This is a genomic window from Sphaerisporangium aureirubrum (assembly GCF_042658925.1).
Taxonomy (GTDB): Bacteria; Actinomycetota; Actinomycetes; order Streptosporangiales; family Streptosporangiaceae; genus Sphaerisporangium; species Sphaerisporangium aureirubrum.
The window spans coordinates 25,753-45,332 of the sequence record NZ_JBHSRF010000065.1; the positions used below are offsets into that span (position 1 = coordinate 25,753).

23 protein-coding genes are annotated in these 19,580 nt (G+C 70.4%); 13 read left to right on the forward strand and 10 right to left on the reverse strand.

Annotated features, from left to right (window positions below):
• The first annotated feature begins 133 nt into the window (after nucleotides 1-133).
• Nucleotides 134-1,273, forward strand: coding sequence for a mannosyltransferase family protein (locus ACFP1K_RS30735; protein ID WP_380759857.1), 1,140 nt, complete (start codon nucleotides 134-136; stop codon nucleotides 1,271-1,273).
• 9 nt (nucleotides 1,274-1,282) lie between these two features.
• Here ACFP1K_RS30735 and ACFP1K_RS30740 read toward each other — a convergent pair whose 3' ends face one another.
• Entirely contained in the window at nucleotides 1,283-2,038 is a 756-nt protein-coding gene (locus tag ACFP1K_RS30740) for a deoxyribonuclease IV (protein ID WP_380759859.1), read from the reverse strand.
• A gap of 99 nt (nucleotides 2,039-2,137) precedes the next feature.
• Between ACFP1K_RS30740 and ACFP1K_RS30745 the strand changes: the two genes are divergently transcribed.
• Nucleotides 2,138-2,323 carry a hypothetical protein gene (locus ACFP1K_RS30745; RefSeq protein ID WP_380759861.1) on the forward strand — a complete coding sequence of 62 codons (186 nt, stop codon included), beginning with the start codon at nucleotides 2,138-2,140 and terminating at the stop codon, nucleotides 2,321-2,323.
• A gap of 70 nt (nucleotides 2,324-2,393) precedes the next feature.
• On the opposite strand, the gene ACFP1K_RS30750 is transcribed toward ACFP1K_RS30745, so the two are convergent.
• A complete protein-coding gene (locus ACFP1K_RS30750) occupies nucleotides 2,394-2,705 on the reverse strand; it encodes a hypothetical protein (RefSeq protein ID WP_380759863.1) in 312 nt (103 codons plus the stop codon).
• 252 nt (nucleotides 2,706-2,957) lie between these two features.
• On the opposite strand from ACFP1K_RS30750, the gene rpsF reads away from it, so the two are divergent.
• From rpsF to rplI, 4 genes are all read left to right on the forward strand, one after another.
• Nucleotides 2,958-3,248, forward strand: coding sequence for a 30S ribosomal protein S6 (gene rpsF, locus ACFP1K_RS30755; RefSeq protein WP_380759866.1), 291 nt, complete (start codon nucleotides 2,958-2,960; stop codon nucleotides 3,246-3,248).
• A 101-nt stretch (nucleotides 3,249-3,349) separates the two neighbouring features.
• Nucleotides 3,350-3,910, forward strand: coding sequence for a single-stranded DNA-binding protein (locus tag ACFP1K_RS30760; RefSeq protein ID WP_380759869.1), 561 nt, complete (start codon nucleotides 3,350-3,352; stop codon nucleotides 3,908-3,910).
• Nucleotides 3,911-3,984: 74 nt separating this feature from the next.
• Entirely contained in the window at nucleotides 3,985-4,221 is a 237-nt protein-coding gene (gene rpsR / locus ACFP1K_RS30765) for a 30S ribosomal protein S18 (protein ID WP_061256131.1), read from the forward strand.
• A 17-nt stretch (nucleotides 4,222-4,238) separates the two neighbouring features.
• On the forward strand, nucleotides 4,239-4,685 hold the full coding sequence (gene rplI, locus ACFP1K_RS30770; protein WP_380759871.1) for a 50S ribosomal protein L9: 447 nt from the start codon (nucleotides 4,239-4,241) through the stop codon (nucleotides 4,683-4,685).
• A 191-nt stretch (nucleotides 4,686-4,876) separates the two neighbouring features.
• On the opposite strand, the gene ACFP1K_RS30775 is transcribed toward rplI, so the two are convergent.
• Nucleotides 4,877-6,187 (reverse strand): MATE family efflux transporter, encoded by a 1,311-nt coding sequence (locus tag ACFP1K_RS30775; protein WP_380759873.1) that lies wholly within the window; start codon nucleotides 6,185-6,187, stop codon nucleotides 4,877-4,879.
• A 304-nt stretch (nucleotides 6,188-6,491) separates the two neighbouring features.
• On the opposite strand from ACFP1K_RS30775, the gene dnaB reads away from it, so the two are divergent.
• A complete protein-coding gene (gene dnaB / locus ACFP1K_RS30780) occupies nucleotides 6,492-8,624 on the forward strand; it encodes a replicative DNA helicase (RefSeq protein WP_380759875.1) in 2,133 nt (710 codons plus the stop codon).
• A gap of 63 nt (nucleotides 8,625-8,687) precedes the next feature.
• Complete coding sequence (gene soxR, locus ACFP1K_RS30785; RefSeq protein WP_449329165.1) at nucleotides 8,688-9,134, forward strand: redox-sensitive transcriptional activator SoxR; 447 nt, start codon at nucleotides 8,688-8,690, stop codon at nucleotides 9,132-9,134.
• A gap of 4 nt (nucleotides 9,135-9,138) precedes the next feature.
• On the opposite strand, the gene ACFP1K_RS30790 is transcribed toward soxR, so the two are convergent.
• Together ACFP1K_RS30790 and ACFP1K_RS30795 are read right to left on the reverse strand one after the other, a co-directional pair.
• Entirely contained in the window at nucleotides 9,139-9,942 is an 804-nt protein-coding gene (locus ACFP1K_RS30790; protein ID WP_380759877.1) for an ABC transporter permease, read from the reverse strand.
• A 2-nt stretch (nucleotides 9,943-9,944) separates the two neighbouring features.
• Nucleotides 9,945-10,868 (reverse strand): ABC transporter ATP-binding protein, encoded by a 924-nt coding sequence (locus tag ACFP1K_RS30795; protein ID WP_380759879.1) that lies wholly within the window; start codon nucleotides 10,866-10,868, stop codon nucleotides 9,945-9,947.
• A gap of 144 nt (nucleotides 10,869-11,012) precedes the next feature.
• Between ACFP1K_RS30795 and ACFP1K_RS30800 the strand changes: the two genes are divergently transcribed.
• The 3 genes from ACFP1K_RS30800 to dnaN all read left to right on the forward strand — a co-directional run bounded on the left by ACFP1K_RS30800 (nucleotide 11,013) and on the right by dnaN (nucleotide 14,329).
• Nucleotides 11,013-12,497 carry a sensor histidine kinase gene (locus ACFP1K_RS30800; RefSeq protein ID WP_380759881.1) on the forward strand — a complete coding sequence of 495 codons (1,485 nt, stop codon included), beginning with the start codon at nucleotides 11,013-11,015 and terminating at the stop codon, nucleotides 12,495-12,497.
• Entirely contained in the window at nucleotides 12,494-13,147 is a 654-nt protein-coding gene (locus tag ACFP1K_RS30805; protein ID WP_380759883.1) for a LuxR C-terminal-related transcriptional regulator, read from the forward strand. The genes ACFP1K_RS30800 and ACFP1K_RS30805 overlap by 4 nt, the downstream gene beginning before the upstream one ends.
• Before the next feature lie 87 nt (nucleotides 13,148-13,234).
• Nucleotides 13,235-14,329 (forward strand): DNA polymerase III subunit beta, encoded by a 1,095-nt coding sequence (gene dnaN / locus ACFP1K_RS30810; RefSeq protein WP_380759885.1) that lies wholly within the window; start codon nucleotides 13,235-13,237, stop codon nucleotides 14,327-14,329.
• 31 nt (nucleotides 14,330-14,360) lie between these two features.
• Here dnaN and ACFP1K_RS30815 read toward each other — a convergent pair whose 3' ends face one another.
• The 5 genes from ACFP1K_RS30815 to upp form a co-directional block, all read right to left on the reverse strand.
• Nucleotides 14,361-15,035 (reverse strand): FadR/GntR family transcriptional regulator, encoded by a 675-nt coding sequence (locus tag ACFP1K_RS30815; RefSeq protein WP_380759887.1) that lies wholly within the window; start codon nucleotides 15,033-15,035, stop codon nucleotides 14,361-14,363.
• 105 nt (nucleotides 15,036-15,140) lie between these two features.
• Nucleotides 15,141-16,478: a helix-turn-helix domain-containing protein gene (locus ACFP1K_RS30820; RefSeq protein WP_380759889.1), complete on the reverse strand. Its 1,338-nt coding sequence runs from the start codon at nucleotides 16,476-16,478 to the stop codon at nucleotides 15,141-15,143.
• 133 nt (nucleotides 16,479-16,611) lie between these two features.
• Nucleotides 16,612-17,139, reverse strand: a complete 528-nt coding sequence (locus ACFP1K_RS30825) for a PH domain-containing protein (protein ID WP_380759891.1) — start codon at nucleotides 17,137-17,139, stop codon at nucleotides 16,612-16,614.
• Between the two features lie 276 nt (nucleotides 17,140-17,415).
• Nucleotides 17,416-17,634: a hypothetical protein gene (locus ACFP1K_RS30830; protein WP_380759893.1), complete on the reverse strand. Its 219-nt coding sequence runs from the start codon at nucleotides 17,632-17,634 to the stop codon at nucleotides 17,416-17,418.
• A 135-nt stretch (nucleotides 17,635-17,769) separates the two neighbouring features.
• Nucleotides 17,770-18,405 carry a uracil phosphoribosyltransferase gene (gene upp / locus ACFP1K_RS30835; protein ID WP_380759895.1) on the reverse strand — a complete coding sequence of 212 codons (636 nt, stop codon included), beginning with the start codon at nucleotides 18,403-18,405 and terminating at the stop codon, nucleotides 17,770-17,772.
• A 177-nt stretch (nucleotides 18,406-18,582) separates the two neighbouring features.
• On the opposite strand from upp, the gene ACFP1K_RS30840 reads away from it, so the two are divergent.
• Together ACFP1K_RS30840 and ACFP1K_RS30845 are read left to right on the forward strand one after the other, a co-directional pair.
• Nucleotides 18,583-19,071, forward strand: coding sequence for a tRNA adenosine deaminase-associated protein (locus ACFP1K_RS30840; RefSeq protein ID WP_380759897.1), 489 nt, complete (start codon nucleotides 18,583-18,585; stop codon nucleotides 19,069-19,071).
• 17 nt (nucleotides 19,072-19,088) lie between these two features.
• Nucleotides 19,089-19,580, forward strand: coding sequence for a tRNA adenosine deaminase-associated protein (locus ACFP1K_RS30845; protein ID WP_380759899.1), 492 nt, complete (start codon nucleotides 19,089-19,091; stop codon nucleotides 19,578-19,580).

Genomic DNA, 19,580 nt, shown 5'->3' on the forward strand with positions numbered 1-19,580 from the left:
ACTTTCACGATCGCCCCGGCCGTCGGCGCACGCCGTCGCCGGGGCGATCGCATGATTCGGTCGGCTGTGCGGTGGGTCACTTGGCTGCCGAAATCTAATCGGGAGTCCGGGATGACCATCTATTCTCCTCTGTGTGCAGACCTCCCCTCAGGAGGCCGTGGCCGTAGCCGTCGCGCCCTCTCCCCGTGGCCGCGGCACGGCCACCGGTGAGGCGATCCTGCTGTGGACGCTCTCACGGGCCGGGCTCGTCATCGCGGCGGCGGTGTGGATCGGCGTGCTCGCCGAGGACAAGACCAGCTCGTTCCTCGATCGGTGGTCGCACTGGGACGCCAAGCACCTGGTGGACATCGCGAAGCACGGCTACGACGGCGTCCCCGGCACGCCGCCGGATCTCGGCCTGCCGGCCTTCTTCCCCGGCATGCCCCTGGCCCTGCGGCTGGTGCACATGATCGTCTCTGACTGGTCGCTCGCGGGGCTGCTGATCTCGTTCGTCGCCGGCACGGTCGCCATGATCGCGCTGGCGCGGCTCGGCGAGCTGGAGGGCCCGCCCGGCACCGGCCCGCGCGCCGTGCTCGCGCTGCTGCTGTGCCCGACCGCGGTGTTCCTGCTCGCCGGGTACAGCGAGGCGCTGTTCCTGGCCTTCGCGATCCCGGCCTGGCTGGCCGCGCGGCGCGGCAACTGGATCGCCGCCGGGCTGCTCGCCGCCGGGGCCTCGTGCGTGCGCATCACCGGCCTGTTCCTGGCGCTGGCGCTGATCGTGGAGTTCGTCGCGCGGCGGCCGCCCGCGCGCCGGGCCCCGTGGCTGCTGGTCCCGTTCGTGCCGCTGGTGGCGTATTCGGCCTATCAGTACAGCCGTACGGGCGACTGGCTGGCCTGGCAGCACGCCCAGGAGGCGGGCTGGGGCCGCTCGATGACGTGGCCGTGGGACTCGTTCTGGACCACCTGGCAGATGGCCACCAACGACGGGCCGTTCGCCTGGCCGTTCCGCATGGAGCTCGCGGGCGCGGTGCTCGGGGTGGTGGCCCTGCTGTGGCTGCTGGCCGTGCGGCGCTGGAGCGAGTTCCTGTACGTCGGGCTGCAGCTCGGCGCGCTGCTGCTCTCGTCGTACTACCTGTCGATCCCGCGCTCGGCGCTGTTGTGGTGGCCGATCTGGATCCTGATCGCGCAGGCGGGGGTGCGCCGAAGACCGATCTTGTGGGGTTACGCGTTGCTGGCGGGGCCGCTGATGGTGCTCAACACCCTGACGTTCCTCAGCGGGGCCTGGGCAGGCTGAGGCCCCGCCTCAGAGGTGCTCGCGCAGGAACGCGATGTCGGCCGCCTGGCCGTCACCCGGGGTCTCCACCACCACCGGCGCTCCGGCGGCGCGGCACACCGCGAGGATGAGCTCGGGGTCGATCGTGCCCTTGCCGAGGTTGGCGTGGCGGTCGGCGCCGGAGTCGAAGGCGTCGCGCGAGTCGTTGCAGTGGATCAGGTCGATGCGGCCGGTGATGGCCTTCACCCGGTCGACCACGCCGATCAGCTCCTCGCCGCCGGCGTGCGCGTGGCAGGTGTCCAGGCAGAAGCCCACGTCGAAGCCGTCCAGGGCGTCCCAGAGGCGGGCGATGCGCTCCAGCTTGCGCGCCATCGCGTTGTCGCCGCCCGCGGTGTTCTCGATCAGGACGGGGATGGGCTGGTCGAGCCGCTCGAACACCTTGCGCCAGTTGTCGAAGCCGACCTGCGGGTCGTCGTCCTTGCCGACGTGGCCGCCGTGCACGATCAGGCCCTTGGCGCCGATCGACGCCGCGGCCTCCAGCTGAGCGGCGAGGATCTTGCGGCTCGGGATGCGGATGCGGTTGTTGGCGGTGGCGACGTTCACGACATAGGGCGCGTGGACGTACACGTCGACGGCGGAGTCGCGCAGGGCGTCCGCGCCGGGCGGGATCACCGGGCCCTTCCAGCCCTGCGGATCCCCGAGGAAGAACTGCACGACCTCGGCGTCGCGGGCCGCGGCGTGGGCCAAGGGGTCGTCCTGGTCGACGTGAGCTCCGATGCGCACCATGGGGTCGAGCCTAGCCGTTTCGGGAGGCGCCGTATGGGCAGTGGAGCGCCGCGTTGGTACGCCTAGAGACCTGCGTACCGTGACATATAGGAGACAATTGTGGCCTACTACCGCCGCGGGGTCAGCTTTTTAGGGCTGATCTACATCATCATCGGCATTTACGTGGCATGGGTTCACGACTACATCACCCCCGCCCTCCTCAAGCGGATCGCGCAAGCACTTCTCGCGGTGTTCCTCTGGTTCCTGATCTTGCTCGGTGTCGACCTGCACATCGGTGGCGAGTGACGCCGCCGCGGACCGTGGCGGGGCGTTTTCATAGAACGTCCCGCCCTCCCGGCTCCGGCCCTTCCGCCCGCTAAGGGATGAACCCCCCGTGGAAGATGCCGAGGGCCACGCCCACGAAGGACATGATGATGGCCACGATGTTGACCGAGCGCTCCGCGGTGGTGGCCGAGACGTACTGCGCGTACAGCCCGGCCGGGAAGCCGAGCACGCCCGCGAAGGACGCGACGGCGTGGGCGTCCACGATCAGGCCGCAGACGAACGCCACGGCGCCGAGGCCGAGCGCGGTCAGGGTCAGGGCGTTCTCCAGCGGGTGCCGGTGACCGTCGGAGTTGAGCGTCAGGCGCGGTGTCTTGATTCTGAGCGGGCCCGTGGTGTGTGGCATCCCGGCAGCCTCCTTCCTCATGGCACCTACCTGGCATGACGTTCCCGTTGCGCGGGTGACTTACCCCACGCGGGCGAAGGTGGCCGGGCCGGGCGCGGGTCGCTGGTAGACTCGTCGGGCTACGTCTAGTTGTGCGCGTGTCAACGCCGCGCGATCACCGGGCCGCCACCGAGGCGGGCTCGAAGACGTCAGCGTCCTCCTGTCACGGCATGGTGTCGTGACCGCAAGAGTCCAGAGGAGGTTGGAAGTCCTATGCGTCGTTACGAGCTGATGGTCATCCTCGACCCGTCCCTCGACGAGCGCACGGTCGCTCCCTCGCTCGACCAGTTCCTCACCGTGGTCCGCAATGACGGCGGCACGGTGGAGAAGGTCGACGTGTGGGGTCGCCGCCGTCTCGCCTACGACATCACCAAGAAGTCCGAGGGCATCTACGCCGTCGTCGACGTCACGGCCACCCCGGCCACCGTCAAGGAGCTCGACCGCCAGCTCAACCTCAACGAGGGCATCCTGCGGACCAAGGTGCTGCGTCCCGACGTGCACTGACCCGCCCCCGCGGTGAGGCCGAAGCCCGGTTTTTGTCGGGCGGTGGCCGTACTCTGAGCCCAACAGCTGCGCAGATTCACCCACGAAGGCGAGAGCGACCGATGGCAGCAGGCGACACCACGATCACCATCGTCGGCAACCTTGTCGACGACCCGGAGCTGCGTTTCACCCCCTCGGGGCAGGCCGTGGCCCGGTTCCGCATCGCATCCACTCCGCGGTTCATGGACCGTCAGACCAACGAGTGGAAGGACGGCGAAAGCCTCTTCCTGACCTGCAACGTCTGGCGCCAGGCGGCGGAGAACGTCGCCGAGAGCCTTCAGCGTGGCATGCGGGTCATTCTTCAGGGGCGGCTGCGCCAGCGGTCGTACGAAACCAAGGAAGGCGAGAAGCGCACCGTCTACGAGGTCGAGGTCGACGAGGTCGGCCCGTCCCTCCGCAACGCCACCTGCAAGGTCAACAAGACCTCGCGCCAGGGTGGCGGCGGCGGTGGCGGCGGCTTCGGCGGCGGCTCCGACGACCCGTGGGCCTCGGCCTCGCCGGCTCCGGCCGGCGGCGGGTTCGGTGGCGGCGGCGGTGGCGGTGGTGGCGGCTACAACCAGGGCGGCGGCTTCGGCGGCTCCCAGGGTGGTGGCGGCGACCTCAGCGACGAACCGCCTTTCTGATCCAGTTCCATCCACACCAGTAACCGATCGACCATTCCCGCGTGACGCGGGGCTCTCTTAGGAGGAGCACCACGATGGCGAAGCCGGCACTGCGCAAGCCTAAGAAAAAGGTTTGCCTGTTCTGCCATGACAAGATCTCCTACGTCGACTACAAGGACACGGCGCTGCTGCGGAAGTTCATCTCCGACCGCGGCAAGATCCGTGCCCGCCGGGTGACGGGCAACTGCACCCAGCACCAGCGCGACGTGGCGACCGCGATCAAGAATGCCCGTGAGATGGCCTTGCTGCCGTACACGAGCACCGCGCGCTGACGGGAGGCCGCAGAGATATGAAGCTCATTCTGACCACCGAGGTCTCGGGCCTCGGCGCCCCTGGCGACGTCGTCGAGGTCAAGGACGGCTACGGCCGTAACTACCTCATCCCCCGCGGGTACGCCATGCTCTGGACCCGTGGCGCGGAGAAGCAGATCGAGTCGATCAAGAAGGCGCGTTCGGCCCGGGAGATCCGGGACCTGGACACCGCCAAGGAGGTCGCGGGCCGCCTCGGCAACCTGCGGGTGACCCTGCGCACGCGCGCGGGCGACTCCGGCCGGCTGTTCGGCTCGGTTACCACCGGCGACATCGCCGACGCGGTGAAGGCCGCCGGCGGTCCCGCCCTCGACCGCCGCCGCATCGAGATCAACAACGCGATCAAGAGCGTCGGCTCCCACCGGGTGTCCGTCCGGCTGCACCCCGAGGTCTCGGCCAACCTCGACGTCGAGGTCCTCGGCGGCTGAGTCCCCGGCGACCAGGCCCTCGCCCTCCGAGCGGGGCCACCACGGCCCGATCTGCGACCCCTTCCCGGCACGCCCGGGGAGGGGTCGTGGCGTTCCGCGGCCGTTCCGGCCCAGGTGGCGAGCAGGGGTCGCGGCGTTCCGCGAGCGTTCAGGCCTAGGTGACGAGCGGGGTCGCGGCGTTCCGCGAGCGCTCAGGCGCCGGTGACGAGCCAGGCATGGCCGCGGGCGCGCAGGCCGAGGGTCACGGCGCGGGCGGCCATCCACAGGGCGAGGGCGGCCCAGAGGGCCACCAGCCCGCCGCCGAGATGGCCGACCAGATAGGCCGCCGGGAGGTAGACGACGGTGGTGAGAGCGGACGCCCAGGCCAGGTAGCGGCGGTCACCCGCGCCGATGAGCACGCCGTCCAGCACGAACACCAGCCCGGCCAGGGGCTGGAGCAGCGCGACCAGCCACAACACCGAGATCAGGTGGTCAGCCACGCCGGGCTCCACGCCGAACAGGTGCGGGATGACCGGGCTCAGCGGCAGGATCAGCAGGCCGAGCACCACGCCGTACCCGATGCCCCACACGACCATGGTGCGGGTGGCGTCCCGGGTGCGCCGCACGTCCCCGGCGCCGAGGGCGTGGCCGGTGATGGCCTGGCCGGCGATGGCGATGGCGTCCAGCGCGAACGCCATCAGCGTCCAGATCTGGGTGGCGATGGCGTGCGCGGCGAGCTGGGCGTCGCCCATGCGGGTGGCGACGCCGGTCGCGACGAGCAGCACGACGCGCATGCAGACGGTACGGATCAGCAGCGCGATGCCCGCCGTGCCGAGGGCCCCGATCCCGGCGGGGTCGGGCCGCACCGGCACGTGGTGCCGCCGCGCGGCCCGGACCACGGTGAGCACGTAGACGGCCGCGCCGCCGGTCTGCGCGAGCACCGTGCCCCAGGCGGACCCGGCGATGCCCCAGCCGAACACGAGCACGAACAGGGCGTTCAGCACGGCGTTGAGCGTGAAGGAGCCGACGGACACCGTCAGGGTGGTGACGGTGTCGCGCAGGCCGCGCAGCACGCCGGTCCCGGCCAGGATGACGAGCATGGCGGGGGTGCCGATCAGGCTGATCCGCAGGTAGGTGACCGCCTGGTCCGCGACGTCCGGCGACGCGCCGAACAGCTCGACGATCCAGGGGGCGAGGGGCCAGCAGACCGCGATCAGCGCGACGCCGATGGCGACGGCCAGCCACAGGCCGTCCACGCCCTGCTTGACCGCCCGGGGCAGGTCGCCCGCGCCCGCCTGCCGCGCCACCGCGGCCGTCGTGCCGTAGGCGAGGAAAACACAGATGTTGATCAGGGTGGTCACCGCGGCGCCGGCGATGCCGAGGGCGCCGAGCGCGGTGGTGCCGAGGCGGCCGACGATGGCGTAGTCGGCGAGGATGAACAGGGGCTCGGCGATCAACGCGCCGAACGCGGGGACGGCGAGGCGGAGGATCTCCCGGCCGTCCGCGCGCGATGTAAGAGTCACCCGGCTATTTTGTCCCTTACGTCCGGGTGATCTTCACCCGGGGTGGCGGCTAGGGGCGTGTCGCGCCGACTTTCTTTTCTCCACAGCCAGTGGATACGGTTTCCGCTGCTCAGCAAGGGCTGTGCACAACCGCCTCGGACTTATCCACAGAGTTGTCCCCAGCGTGCCCACACCCTGGGGCGAGAACTGCACACCTTATCCACAACCCTGTCTACAGGACACGTTGCCGGTTCCCGCCGAACCGGCGAAACTGTCACCCCGGCTACCTCGGGGGTGCCGGAGGTTTCGAGGAGGGGCGTTCGGGATGAGCAGCGAAGTCGCCTCGTTCGAAACACCGTTCGAGCGCACCCCGCCCGCCAACATCGAGGCCGAGCAGTCCGTCCTCGGCGGCATGCTGCTGTCCAAGGACGCCATCGCCGACGTGGTCGAGCTGCTGCGTTCCGACGACTTCTACCGCCCCGCGCACCAGATCATCTACGACGCGATCCTCGACCTGTACGGCCGCGGCGAACCCGCCGACGCGGTGACGGTCTTCGGGGAGCTGTCCAAGCGGGGCGAGATCGCCCGGGTGGGCGGCGGCGCGTACGTGCACACCCTGACCGCCGTGGTGCCCACCGCCGCCAACGCCGGCTACTACGCCCGGATCGTGCGCGAGCAGGCGATCCTGCGCCGCCTCATCGAGGCCGGCACCCGCATCGTCTCCTACGGGTACGGCGGGCAGAACGAAGAGGTCGACGAGCTGGTCGACCGGGCCCAGGCCGAGATCTACGCGGTCACCGAGCGGCGCACCAGCGAGGACTACCGGCCGCTGTCCGAGATCATGCCCGGGGCGCTGGACGAGATCGAGGCCATCGGCAGCCGCAGCGGCCAGATGGTCGGGGTGCCCACCGGCTTCCAGGACCTCGACGCGCTGATGAACGGCCTGCACCCCGGCCAGATGATCGTGGTCGCCGCCCGTCCCGCCATCGGCAAGGCCCTCGCCCTGGACACCCCCCTGCCCACGCCGGACGGCTGGACCACGATGGGCGAGGTCCGCCCCGGCGACCTCCTCATCGGCGCCGACGGCCGCCCCACCCACGTCGTCGCCGCCACCGGCGTCCTGCGCGACCGCCCCTGCTACGAGCTCGAGTTCGACGACGGCACCGTCATCGTCGCCGACGCCCGGCACCAGTGGCGGGTCACCCGACGCCCGGCCCTCGTGCCGCCCCCCCGCGGCACCGCCCCGCGTCCCGCCGTCCTCACCACCGAAGACCTCGCCGCCGCCCTGCACGACCCCGCTCGTGAGCTCACCGTCGAGCCGGCCGCGCCGTTCCGGTTGCCCGCGCGGGACCTGCCTGTGTCGCCGTCCACCCTCGCCGCCCGTCTCGACGGGCTCCGGCGCGTTCCGGCGGCCTACCTGCGCGGCTCGGTCGCGCAACGGCGCGAGCTGCTGACCGCCCTGTGCGACGCGATGGGCCGCTCCGGCGGCGACGGCGTGATCGAGCTGGTGTTCGACGGCCCCGGCCTCGCGCGGGACGTGCGCGAGCTGGCGCTGAGCCTCGGGGCCACGGCCACCGTGCGTGTCCTCGCCGTGCACGGCGGCGCGCCGGCCCACGTGGTGTGCTTCACCCGCGCCGAGATCGAGGGCCGGGAGAGCAGGGCGCGCCGCGTCGTCGCCGTCCGCCCGGTGCCGTCCCGCCCGGTGCGCTGCGTCGAGGTGGACAACGCCGACCACATGTACCTCGCCGGCCGTTCCTGCGTGCCCACGCACAACAGCACGCTCGGCCTGGACTTCGCCAGGTCCGCCGCAATCAAGCACCACATGACGACGGTCGTGTTCTCGCTGGAGATGTCCCGCAACGAGATCACCATGCGCCTGCTGTCCGCCGAGGCCAGGGTCGCCCTGCACACCATGCGCTCGGGCACCATGAACGACGAGGACTGGACCCGCCTGGCCCGCCGCATGAGCGAGGTCGCCGAGGCCCCCCTGTTCATCGACGACTCGCCCAACATGTCGATGATGGAGATCCGCGCCAAGTGCCGCCGCCTGAAACAGCGCCACGACCTCCGCTTCGTCATCGTCGACTACCTCCAGCTGATGAGCTCCCCCAAGAAGACCGAAAGCCGCCAGCAGGAGGTCTCCGAGATCTCGCGAGCCCTCAAGCTCCTGGCCAAAGAGCTGGAGGTCCCCGTCATCGCCATCTCCCAGCTGAACCGCGGCCCCGAACAACGCACCGACAAGCGACCCCAGGTTTCAGACCTACGCGAATCCGGCAGTATCGAGCAGGACGCCGACGTGGTGATCCTTCTGCATCGGGAGGACGCGTACGAGCGGGAGTCGCCGCGGGCGGGGGAGGCCGACCTCATCGTGGCGAAGCACAGAAACGGGCCGACGGCGACAGTGACGGTGGCCTTCCAGGGGCATTACAGCCGATTTGTGGATATGGCGCCGCACTGATCCGCTGATCTTCGCCTCGGCCTTAAGTATGGTTGAGGTCGGTTGCTCGGCGGGGTGCGGGGGGTGGACGTGATCGGCATGGAGCTCACCGTGGGGGAGCTGGCGGCGCGTAGTGGGGTGGCGGTGTCGGCGCTGCACTTCTACGAGCGGCAGGGGCTGATCACCAGCAGGCGGACCTCGGGGAACCAGCGGCGGTACCGGCGGGACATGTTGCGGCGGGTGGCGCTGATCCGGATGGCGCAGCGGGTGGGGATACCGCTGGCGGACATCGCCGCGGTGCTCGCGACGTTCCCGCCGGGCCACGTGCCGACCCGGGCCGACTGGCAGCGGATGTCGGAGCGCTGGCGGGTGGAGCTGGACGAGCGCATCCGCCGGCTCCAGCAGATCAGGGACGAGTTCACCGACTGCATCGGGTGCGGCTGCATGTCCCTGGACCGCTGCCCCCTCATCAACCCCGGGGACGAGCTGGGCCGCCAGGGCCCGGGGCCCCGGCGGCTGCTCGGCGGGTGAGCCGTCATTCCCAGCGGAACAGGCGGGCCGCGGTGAGACCCGCGATGAGGATCCAGGCGGCGAGGACGGCCAGGTGGAGCGGTTCCGGGGTGGTTCCGGCCCAGGAGTCGCGCAGGGCCTGGCCGAAGGGGCCGGTCGGGGTGAAGTCGCTGACCGCGCGGAGGGCGTCGGGCATGGCCTCCCGGGGGAGCCACAGGCCGCCGAGGAACAGCAGGGGGAACATCACGAGGGCGCCGAGGCCGCCGGCGGCGCGGCTGCTCGGCACGATGGCGGCGAGCAGCAGGCCGACGGCGAACAGCGCGCACACGCCGAGCACGAAGGACACCGCGAACCACCCGAGCTGGGCGGGCACCTGGGAGCCCAGCACGAGGCGGCCCGCGACGATCGTGAGCGCGGCGGCGACGACCGCCGAGACGAGGTTGATCACCAGTTGCACGCCGAGCAGCCGGACCGGGCCGACGGGGGTGACCGACAGCCTGCGCAGGATGCCGCGTTCGCGGTAGACCGCGAGCGCCGCCGGGATCGCGCTGAACGCCGAGGTGGCCACCGATAAGATGATCATCATGGCGGGCAGCTGTGTGTCCACGACTCGCTCGCCGCCCCATTCCGGCAGGGGCTCCCGGAAGCCGGGGATCGCGCTGCCGAGCACCAGCAGCAGCCCGAGCGGCAGGAACAGGGTGAAGAACGTCGTCATCGGTTCGCGCAGGTAGAGCCGCGCCTCGGTCAGCAGCAGCTTGCGCGTGCCCCCCGCGCGCACGCCGTGACGTACCGGGGCGGTGCCGATGGACGACCGTACCGGGGTGGCCATGTTCATACCTCTTCCGTTTCCGTGCTGTCGGCCGCGTGGCCGGTGAGCGCCAGGAAGGCGTCGTCCAGCGTCGTGCGGTCCATGGTGAAGTCCCTGGGGACGATGTCGTCGGCCGCCAGGGCGCTCGCCACCGCGAGCAGGAGGTTTCCCGAGCCGGTCACCGTGAACCGGTCGCCCACCATGGTGACGCCGGCCGCCTCGGGCAGCGCCCGCAGCACCGCCTCGGCCTCGGGGCCCGCGCGGAAGCGCAGCCGCTGCCCGCCGTCCGCCCGGGCGATCAGGCCCTCCGGCGTGTCGATGGTCGCCACCCGGCCGCCGTCCAAGATGGCGATCCGGTCGCACAACCTCTCGGCCTCCTCCATGAAGTGAGTGACCAGCACGATCGTGACGCCCCGGGACCGGACCAGGTCGATGAGCTCCCAGGTCTCCCGCCGCGACTTCGGGTCCAGGCCCGTGGTGAGCTCGTCCAGGATCGCCACGCGTGGCGTGCCGACCAGGGCCAGGGCGATGGACAGCCGCTGCCGCTGCCCGCCGGACAGCTTGGCGAACGCGGTGTCCCGCTTCGGGCCGAGGCCGACCTCCTCCAGCAGCTTGCGCCAGTCGGCCGGGTGCTCGTAGAACGAGGCGTACAGGTCCAGCGCCTCGCCCACCTTCAGCTTGTCGGGCAGCGTGCAGTCCTGGAGTTGTACGCCGAGGCTGTGCCGCAGCTCCGCGCGGTCCCGGCGCGGGTCCAGCCCGGCGACGCTGATGGTGCCGGCGTCCGGGACCCGCAGGCCGGAGACGCACTCGACCGTGGTGGTCTTGCCGGCGCCGTTCCGGCCGACGACGCCGAAGATCTCGCCCTCCGCCACGGTGAACGAGACGTCGTCGACCGCGACCCGACCGCCGTACGCCTTGCGCAGGCCGGTGATCTCGATGATGTCCATGCCGTAGACGCTAGGAACCGGCGGGCACCGCCGGAATGCGGCTGCGACCCCGCCGGGGGTGTACCTGGATACACCCCGGCCGGGTGGCCACGCCCACTGACCGCGGCGGTTCCGGTGCCGCACACTGACCCTATGTTCCTTCGGATGCTCACCGGATTCGCCCGCAGCCTGGCCCTGACGTTCATCACGGGGGTGAACATGCTGCTGGCCGTGCTGATCCTGTTCATGCACGCGTTGTGCTTCGGGCTCGGCGTGGTGTTCCTGTATCCGGCCACGGTGCGGCTGGTCCGCGTCCGGGCCGCCCAGGCGCGCGATCTGGCGAAGGCGTGGTCGGGCGTGCAGATCGCGACGCCCTACCGTCCCGCGCCGCCGCCGCCGATGCCGGGCCGGGACGGGTGGTACCGGGAGGGGGTGCAGCGCTACCGGACGTCCCTGATCCCGCGCTTCAACCTCGACTTCAACTGGGTGCTCAAGGATCCGGCCACCTGGCGCGACTTCGCCTGGCTGCTCACCGACCCTCTGGTGGGCCTCGCGATCGCGGCGGCGCCGCTGTTCATGATCGGCGGGGGTGCCCTGCTCGTGGGCACGGGGCGGCCACTGGAGATCGTCGCGGGCCTGCTCCTGCTCGCGGCGTCGTTCTGGGCCGCGGCGGAGGCGCCGGGCCTGCACGGCCGATGGACCCGCCTGCTGCTCGCCCCCACGGCCAAGGCCCGCCTGGCGGGCGAGGTGCGCCATCTCAACCGGACCCGCACCGATGCCGTCGACTCGCAGGCGGCGGAGCTGCGGCGCATCGAGCGCGACCTGCACGACGGCGCCCAGGCGCGCCTGGTGGCCATCGGCATGACCCTCGGCGCGGCCGAGGAACTGGTGGAGAAGGATCCCGCCGCCGCGAAGGCGCTCATCGCCAAGGTGCGCGAGGCGTCGGCCGCCTCCCTGATCGAGCTACGGCAGGTGGTGAGAGGCATCCATCCACCGGTGCTGGCCGAGCGCGGCCTCGGTGACGCGGTGCGCGCCCTCGCCCTGGACAGCCCGCTGGACATCACGGTGCGGGTCGATCTTCCGACCCAGCCGGAAGCCCCGGTCGAGTCCGCCGCGTACTTCGTGATCAGCGAGCTGCTGGCCAACGCCGGACGGCACTCGGGCGCGCGTGCCGTCACGGTGGACATCAGTCACCGCGGGCCGGCCCTGCGGATCACCGTCACCGACGACGGCTACGGCGGTGCCGACCCTTCCCGGGGCAGCGGTCTGCGCGGCATCGAGCGGCGGCTCGCGGCCTTCGACGGCGTCCTGGCGCTGCACAGCCCCCTCGGCGGGCCGACGACGGCGATGGTCGAGATCCCGCGTGCGCTCGCGGTGGATCCCTGTTCCGTGCTGCCGCAGTGGCGGCGGACGATGATGAACATCTCCTGGGGGCTGTTCTGGCTCCCGCTGTTCCCGCAGGGCCTGGTCCCGGCCTTCCTGAAGCTCTTCCAGGTGCCGGAGCGGAGCTGGTTCCTCGCGCTTTATCTGCCCGCGGGGCTGCAATGGCCGGTGATCTTAGGCATGATCTCCCTGGGCGGAGGCATGGTGGCCTTCGCCGCGCGGAGCCTGTGCGTGGCCAAGCGGGCGGAGCGGGAAGCGATCGCGTGAGAGTGGTGCTGGCGGAGGACCTATTCCTGCTGCGGGAAGGGCTGGTCAACCTGCTGCAGGCACACGGATTCGAGATCGTCGCGGCGGTGGAGTCCGGGCCGGAGCTGCTCAAGGCCCTGCTGGACGAGCGTCCCGAGGTGGCGGTGGTGGACGTGCGCCTGCCGCCGACGTTCACCGACGAGGGCCTGCAGGCGGCCCTGACGGCCCGGCGGCACATCCCCGGCCTGCCGGTGCTGATCCTTTCCCAGCACGTCGAGCAGCTGTACGCCCGTGAGCTGCTCGCCGACGGGACCGGTGGCGTGGGGTACCTTCTGAAGGACCGCGTCTTCAACGCCGGGCAGTTCGTGGACGCGGTGCGCCGGGTGGCGACCGGGGGGACCGCCATGGACCCCGACGTCATCGCCCGGCTGCTCGCCAGCAACGCCCGCAACGCCCCGCTCGGCAGGCTCACCCCCCGGGAACGGGAGGTGCTGGAGCTGATGGCCGAGGGACGCTCCAACGCCGCCATCGCGCAGCGGCTGTTCCTCAGCGAGAGCGCGGTGGCCAAGCACACGGCCGCCATCTTCGCCAAGCTCGACCTCGCGGTGTCCGACGACGACAACCGCCGGGTGCTGGCGGTGCTGGCCTACCTGAACGGCACCCGCGGGTGACCCGCACGGCGTGGTCGCTTCGCCGTCAAATGTCCGACCCACGCGTTACCTTTGCGTGGACGGACGTTGCGAAGGGGATGGATCAGCGTGAAGTTCCAGGTGAACCGTGATGTCTTGGCCGATGCGGTGGCGTGGAGCGCCCGCACGCTGCCGGGCCGTCCGGCGATGCCGGTGCTGTCCGGCATCCTGCTGGAGGCCCTGGACACCGGTCTGATGCTCTCGGTGTTCGGCTACGACGTCTCGGCCCGTGCCTTCGTCGAGGCCGACATCGCCGAACCCGGCAAGGCGCTGATACCGGGGCGGGTGCTCGCCGAGATCACCCGGAGCCTGCCCGCCGAGCCGGTCGAGATCGCCACCTCCGGCAGCGAGGCCGTGCTGACCTGCGGCAGCACCGAGTTCGGCCTGCTCACCCTGCCGGTGGCCGACTTCCCCACGCTCCCGGCGATGCCGCCGAGGGCCGGGACGGTGGGCGGTGTCATCTTCGCCTCGGCGGTCGGCCAGGTCGCGGTCGCCGCCAGCAGGGACGACACCCTGCCGATGCTCACCGGCGTACGTATCGACGTCGACGACGTCAACGTCTCGCTGGCGGCCACCGACCGCTACCGCATCGCGGCCAGGGACTTCCTGTGGCACCCGGACGAGGCCGGGCAGCAGGTCTCGGCGATGGTGCCGGCCAGGGTGATGTCCGAGGTCGCCCGCTCGCTGCGTGCGGGCGAGGTGGAGATCGGGTTCGGTGACGGCATCGCGGGGTTCGAGTGCGCGGGCCGCGTCACCACGGTGCGCCTGCTGGACGACCAGTTCATCGACTACCGCGCGCGGCTCAGCGACGACTGGCCGATCCAGGCCGTGCTGAAGGTCGCGCCGTTCGTGGAGGCCGTCAAGCGGGTGGCGCTGGTGGCCGAGCGCAACACCGCGGTCCGGCTGTCGTTCACCAGCAACCAGGTGCTGATCCAGGCGGGCGGCGGCGAGATCGGCCGCGGCGCCGAGGCGCTGCCCGCCGAGCTGGACGGCGAGGAGCTCCAGATCGCCTTCCAGCCCCACTACCTGCTGGACGGCCTGGCCGGGGTCGAGACCGAGGACGTCCGGCTCCACATGGCGTCCCCCACGCGGCCGGTCCTGGTCACCGATCACGACGACGACCCCGCGTTCCGCTACCTGGTGATGTCCCTGCGGCTCGGCTAGCCCACGGGCGGGGCCGCACGGGCCCCGCCGGCTAGTCCTGCTGCTCGGTCAGGGCGATGGCGATGTGCTCCATGCAGGCGTGCCCGGCACGCTCGGCCGCGGCGGCGTCGCCCGAGGCGATGGCACGGGCGATGGCGTCGTGCGGGATGTGCCCGGCCAGCGGCGCGCCCGCCGCCGCGATGCTCGCGCGCAGCGCGGCGGAGAAGTCCTTGTAGAGCTCGATCAGCACGCGGTTGTGGGTGGCCTCCACGACCGCGATGTGGAACGCCAGGTCGGCCTCGACGAAGGTGTCCCCGCCGTCGGCCCAGGCCTGGTCGCGGCGCTTCAGGGCCGCCTCGATCAGCTCGATGTCCCCCTCGGTGCGGCGCACCGCGGCGAGCTTGGCCGCCTCGATCTCCAGCGCGCGGCGCACCTCGAGGATCTCCAGGTGCTCCGCCGCGCGGAGGCGGCGCGCCATGGCCCCCGACAGCTCGCTGGTCGCCCGGACGTAGGTTCCGTCGCCCTGGCGGCACTCCAGCAAGCCTGCGTGGGTGAGGGCGCGCACCGCCTCCCTGACGGTGTTCCGGCCGACTCCGAGCTGCTCGGCGAGCACCGTCTCGGTCGGGATCTTGGCATGCATCTGCCATGATCCCGAGGTGATCTGATCTTTCAACTGCTCGATCACCTGGTCGACGAGGGAAGCCCGCTGTGCCGTACGCAGACTCACAGTCTGCCTCCTCCGAGGTAACCAATCATCCCACGAGTCAATGATTGGTTGACCTTAGTTATTCCCGTGCCTCGGCGCCAAATCCGAACGCGCGGGGAAGGAGGCCTACCGGGCGAACACCGCGGACGTGACGGCACCGGCGACGGTCGACCTGACCCCGACCGCTTCGAGTGCCCTACGATACGCCCGCGATTGCTGATCGCGGTGACCGGCCCTCCCCCACAGATCGCCTAGCTCACGCCAGACCCGGGCGACCTCGCGGTCGCGGACCGTGCCTGTTGCGGGCGCGGCGGTCAGCAGGGCGGCGGCCTGCCGCAGGCTGGACGCGGGGTCGCCGTCGGACCGTGCCAACCCGGCCTCGGCCTGCACCAGGTGCGCCGACGCCGCGATGGCCACGGGGCCTTCCGCCAGCAACTCCAGTGCCCGGCCCGCGAGACGGGAGGCGTCGAGGTGGTCGCCCGAACGCAGCCTGACCCGGGCCAGCACGATGAGGCTCCGGCCGTGCTCGACCGCCGCGGCGGGCAGCACGGAGAAGACCTCGCTCGCACCCGAGACGAGCCGGTCGAACTCTTCGGTCTCGACGTTGCCCCGGGCGGCGGACAGCTCCGCCCAGCGCATGGCGATCTGGGCCATGCGGGTGGCGATCCTGGCGGGACGGCCGGCGGCGAGCGCGTCGTCGGCGAACCGCACGGCGAGCGCCGAGTCCTCACCTTCCGCGGCGGACACACTTGCCTGCCACAGGGAGAGGATCTCGGTGGTGCGGTCGGCGGGGACGGGCACACCCGTCGAGCCGAGCACCTCCTCGACGTACGAAAGGCCGATCTCGGCCTCCGCCAGCGCGGCGGCGAGCTCGACGGCGACGTCGCCGTGCACGAGCGGGAGCCGGGTGACCTGCTCCAGCGCGTGCGCGCCTAGGTCGCGGGCGCGAAGGACGTCGCCCGCTCGTTGGTAGCAACGGCACAGCGCCACGGTCAGCGGCAGGTCGGCGAGCCGTTCGGGGTGCGCGGAGGCTTCACGACGAAGCCGCTCGTACGCCTCGACGGCGCTACCGATCTTGCCCTGCGCCTCGAGCGCGCGGGCGCGCCCGAAACGGGCGTGCGCGGCGAGGAGCGCGTTGTCCTCACCGGCCGCCCGGACGATGTCGCCGAAGCGCTCGGCCGCCAGGGCGGGGTCGCCGTGGCCCAGTTCCAACTCGGCATGGCGCAGCCCCAGCTCGGTGTCGATCCGCTGACGCGGCTCGATCCCGTGCAGCAGGAACTCGGTGGTGCACCCTAGACGCTCGGCGAGCAGACGGGCCACCACCGGAGTCGGCGTGCGCTTGCCGGACTCGATGAGAGAGACATAACTGTCGGATAGGTCGGGTCCAGCCAACTGGGCCTGAGACATACGCCTGCTCAGCCGCAATCCGCGGACGCGGTCACCGATGGTTCCCTGACTCGGCATGTGATCTCTTAGGGCGGGGATATGGTCAATGGTTCCGCCATGATGGCACGAAGGAGCCGAATCGGGTATACCCACGTCAAGAATCCCGAAGGAGAGCCGCGTCTCGCGCCTCGGGATTCTGGACGAATCATGACTAATCGTCGTCGTTCGAACTCGGAAAGAGCATCTGGCAGACCTCCAGGTACAGGGTCTCCGGATAGGGGATGTAGGGGACCGTCGACAGCGCCTGGTCCTGGCCGGCCGACTCGAGGACGAACTCGCCGTACCCGAGCATGCGGCCCAGCAGGGAGCGCTGGAAGCTCATGTCCGTGACCTTGCCGAGGGGCATCATGTCGACCCGGCGGGTGATCAGGCCCCTGGTCAGCAGCATGCGCTTGGAGGTCACCACGAAGTAGTCGACCGACCACTCCGCCACCTTCCACACGAAGCGGATCAGTAAGAGCAGCCAGGCCCACCAGACGATCACCAATGCCTGGGAGCCGGTGCTCTCACCGAGCCACTTGCTGAGCAGCCCCGCGAGGATCAAGCCGCCGAAGACCTCGGCGACCGGCCGTAACAGTACCGCCGGATGACGGCGTACCATGATGACCTGGTGCTCTTGGGGGAGAAGGTAGCGATTGACCGACGACGGAGCAGAGTCCCCGTGCGTTACAAGCCTCATGTCAGCTTCGTGAAGAATAGAGCCAGCGAATCCGCGGCATTCACCACAGTGTCCAATGCTCCCTTGACCGCGCTGGCTGCGTCAGCCGGTCTGGTGAACAGGTAGAAAGCCACAAACGCTATGGCTGCGTACGTTAGAACCTTCTTGACCTGCACTGCCGCCTCCGATTACCACTCACCCACTGCACCCACCGTATAGATTACCCAGCCACATGGCCGGGTAAAGCGCATCCAGACCCTCCAGTCTTAGACTTATGGGGTCTGGATGTGGTTCGTGTCACCCTTGCTCGGTGGCCACCACGGCGAGCACCTGCAGGTGCTTGCGTGCGATGCGCTCCACCAAGCCCGGGTAGGCGTACCCGGTGACTTCCATCGCGCCGTGGTGAGCCGCTTCGATGCAGCGGGTCACCGTCGCGGCGGGATGGACTCCGGCGAACTCCACCTTGAGCACGGTCTCGACCTGTGAGTAGGTCTCGCCGTCCGGCTGATGGTCCATCGCACTCCCAGGCGTGCCTCCCCGGCCCGTGGGCCGGAGACACGGATGACTGTCTTCGTCACTATGAGTACCCGGTGGACGACAGCATGTAACAGTCTGGATGGCAAGCTGCGGGAGAACGAACGAAAAAGCTTTTCAGACGGCACCGTAAAGACGGTCGCCCGCGTCCCCGAGGCCCGGAACGATGTAGCCGTGCTCGTTCAGCCGTTCGTCCAGCGCGGCGGTGACCACACGTACCGGCGTGAAATCGGCAAGGGCCTTCTCCATGTACGCAAGGCCCTCGGGCGCGGCGAGCAGGCAGATGGCCGTCACGTCCTCGGCGCCGCGCTCGAACAGCAGCCGCACCGCGGCGGCCAGCGTGCCGCCGGTGGCCAGCATCGGGTCCAGAACGTAGCACTGGCGGCCGGACAGGTCCTCGGGCAGCCGTGTGGCGTACGTCTGGGCCTTCAGGGTGCCCTCGTCCCGGATCATCCCGAGGAAGCCGACCTCGGCGGTCGGCAGCAGGCGGGTCATGCCGTCGAGCATGCCGAGACCCGCGCGCAGGATCGGCACCACCAGCGGCGCCGGGCGGGCGAGCCGTACGCCGTGGGCGGGGGCGACGGGGGTGTTGACGGTGGCCTCGACGACCCTGACGTCGCGCGTCGCCTCGTAGGCGAGCAGGGTGACCAGCTCGTCGGCGAGCCGGCGGAACGTCGGGGAGTCCGTGCGCTCGTCCCGCAGCGCGGTGAGCTTGTGCGCGACGAGCGGGTGGTCGACGACGAGGGTCTTCATGGCTGCCAACGGTATCGTCTGTGACCCGGTGAATGGTACAAGCGGGCTGGTAACGACCATCGGGCATCCGCAGGCAGGGACCGCTCGTTTTTGATCACAATTTGCCCGAGCGCCGTACGACGGCCTAGGGATTCTGGGAGCATTGCCAACTGTGAGAACCGCGTCGGTGGAGTGAAGATGACAGACGTAGACGCTCTTGACTTCGCCATCGTGGTCTACCGTGAGGACGACCAATGGGAAGCCGAGATGCTACCCGTGGGCCTCACCGAGGACCTCCATGGCCTCATCCATGCGCTCCGGCAGCAGCCGAGCATGGCCGCCACGATTGGGCTCGTCGCGGTGGGGGATGACTTCTTCGTGGCATTACGGGTCTTCGGTGAGCACGTGGACGTCTTCCTCTCCGACATCACCGCGTCCTGGGATTGGCCCCTCGCCCGGCAGGTCCTGGAGTTCCTCGACGTGCCCGTGCCCGAGGAGGAAGAGCTCGACATGGTGCTCCCCGCCGGGGACCTGTCGATTTTCGCCGATCTCGGCCTCGACGAGATGGAGCTCGGCGCTCTCTCCGGCGATCTCGAACTGCTGCCTGATGAGGTGCTTTCCAGCATCGCCGCACGGCTGGGCTTCTCCCAGCCGTTTGAACGTGCCGTCGACTCAGCCCTAGGCTGACCTCGGGAGCCCCGATCATGCCCTCGAGACCATCACGTGGTTCTCTGTTCGCCGCCGGCTTCGTCCGCGTCACCGACGGGTGGAGCGGCGCGGAGGTGGACCTCGGCAACGCCGAGATCGCCGACGACCTCGGCGACGCCGTTCAGGAGGCTCTCGGCCTCAGTGGGGACGAGCTCGCCCTGCTCTGCGTCGAGGTCGAGGACGAATGGTTCGCCCTGATCCGCTACCAGGACGAATCCGAGCCGAGGGCGTTCGTGTCCGACGCGCACTCCGCGGCCAACGACCCCCTCGGCGAGCTGTTCAACGAGCTGGCCGGGGTGCTCGTGCCGGACAAGGACGCGGATCTCGGCGTGCGGCCGGCCGGGGACTTCGAGTTGTTGAGCGACCTCGGGGTCTCTCCCGAGGAACTACTTGAGCTGAGTATGGAAGAAGGCGTGCTCCCCGCCGACACTCTTTCGGTGATCGCCGAGAAACTGGCCTTCGCCGACGAGCTCGACCGCCTGCGTTAG

Excerpts from the sequence above, each read along its gene's own strand:
- ACFP1K_RS30740 (WP_380759859.1), bottom strand. The coding sequence starts at position 2,038 with ATGGTGCGCATCGGAGCTCACGTCGACCAGGACGACCCCTTGGCCCAC.
- ACFP1K_RS30750 (WP_380759863.1), bottom strand. The coding sequence starts at position 2,705 with ATGCCACACACCACGGGCCCGCTCAGAATCAAGACACCGCGCCTGACG.
- rpsF (WP_380759866.1), top strand. The coding sequence starts at position 2,958 with ATGCGTCGTTACGAGCTGATGGTCATCCTCGACCCGTCCCTCGACGAG.
- ACFP1K_RS30760 (WP_380759869.1), top strand. The coding sequence starts at position 3,350 with ATGGCAGCAGGCGACACCACGATCACCATCGTCGGCAACCTTGTCGAC.
- rpsR (WP_061256131.1), top strand. The coding sequence starts at position 3,985 with ATGGCGAAGCCGGCACTGCGCAAGCCTAAGAAAAAGGTTTGCCTGTTC.
- rplI (WP_380759871.1), top strand. The coding sequence starts at position 4,239 with ATGAAGCTCATTCTGACCACCGAGGTCTCGGGCCTCGGCGCCCCTGGC.
- dnaB (WP_380759875.1), top strand. The coding sequence starts at position 6,492 with ATGAGCAGCGAAGTCGCCTCGTTCGAAACACCGTTCGAGCGCACCCCG.
- ACFP1K_RS30790 (WP_380759877.1), bottom strand. The coding sequence starts at position 9,942 with ATGGCCACCCCGGTACGGTCGTCCATCGGCACCGCCCCGGTACGTCAC.
- ACFP1K_RS30795 (WP_380759879.1), bottom strand. The coding sequence starts at position 10,868 with ATGGACATCATCGAGATCACCGGCCTGCGCAAGGCGTACGGCGGTCGG.
- ACFP1K_RS30800 (WP_380759881.1), top strand. The coding sequence starts at position 11,013 with ATGCTCACCGGATTCGCCCGCAGCCTGGCCCTGACGTTCATCACGGGG.
- ACFP1K_RS30820 (WP_380759889.1), bottom strand. The coding sequence starts at position 16,478 with ATGCCGAGTCAGGGAACCATCGGTGACCGCGTCCGCGGATTGCGGCTG.
- ACFP1K_RS30825 (WP_380759891.1), bottom strand. The coding sequence starts at position 17,139 with ATGAGGCTTGTAACGCACGGGGACTCTGCTCCGTCGTCGGTCAATCGC.
- ACFP1K_RS30830 (WP_380759893.1), bottom strand. The coding sequence starts at position 17,634 with ATGGACCATCAGCCGGACGGCGAGACCTACTCACAGGTCGAGACCGTG.
- upp (WP_380759895.1), bottom strand. The coding sequence starts at position 18,405 with ATGAAGACCCTCGTCGTCGACCACCCGCTCGTCGCGCACAAGCTCACC.
- ACFP1K_RS30840 (WP_380759897.1), top strand. The coding sequence starts at position 18,583 with ATGACAGACGTAGACGCTCTTGACTTCGCCATCGTGGTCTACCGTGAG.
- ACFP1K_RS30845 (WP_380759899.1), top strand. The coding sequence starts at position 19,089 with ATGCCCTCGAGACCATCACGTGGTTCTCTGTTCGCCGCCGGCTTCGTC.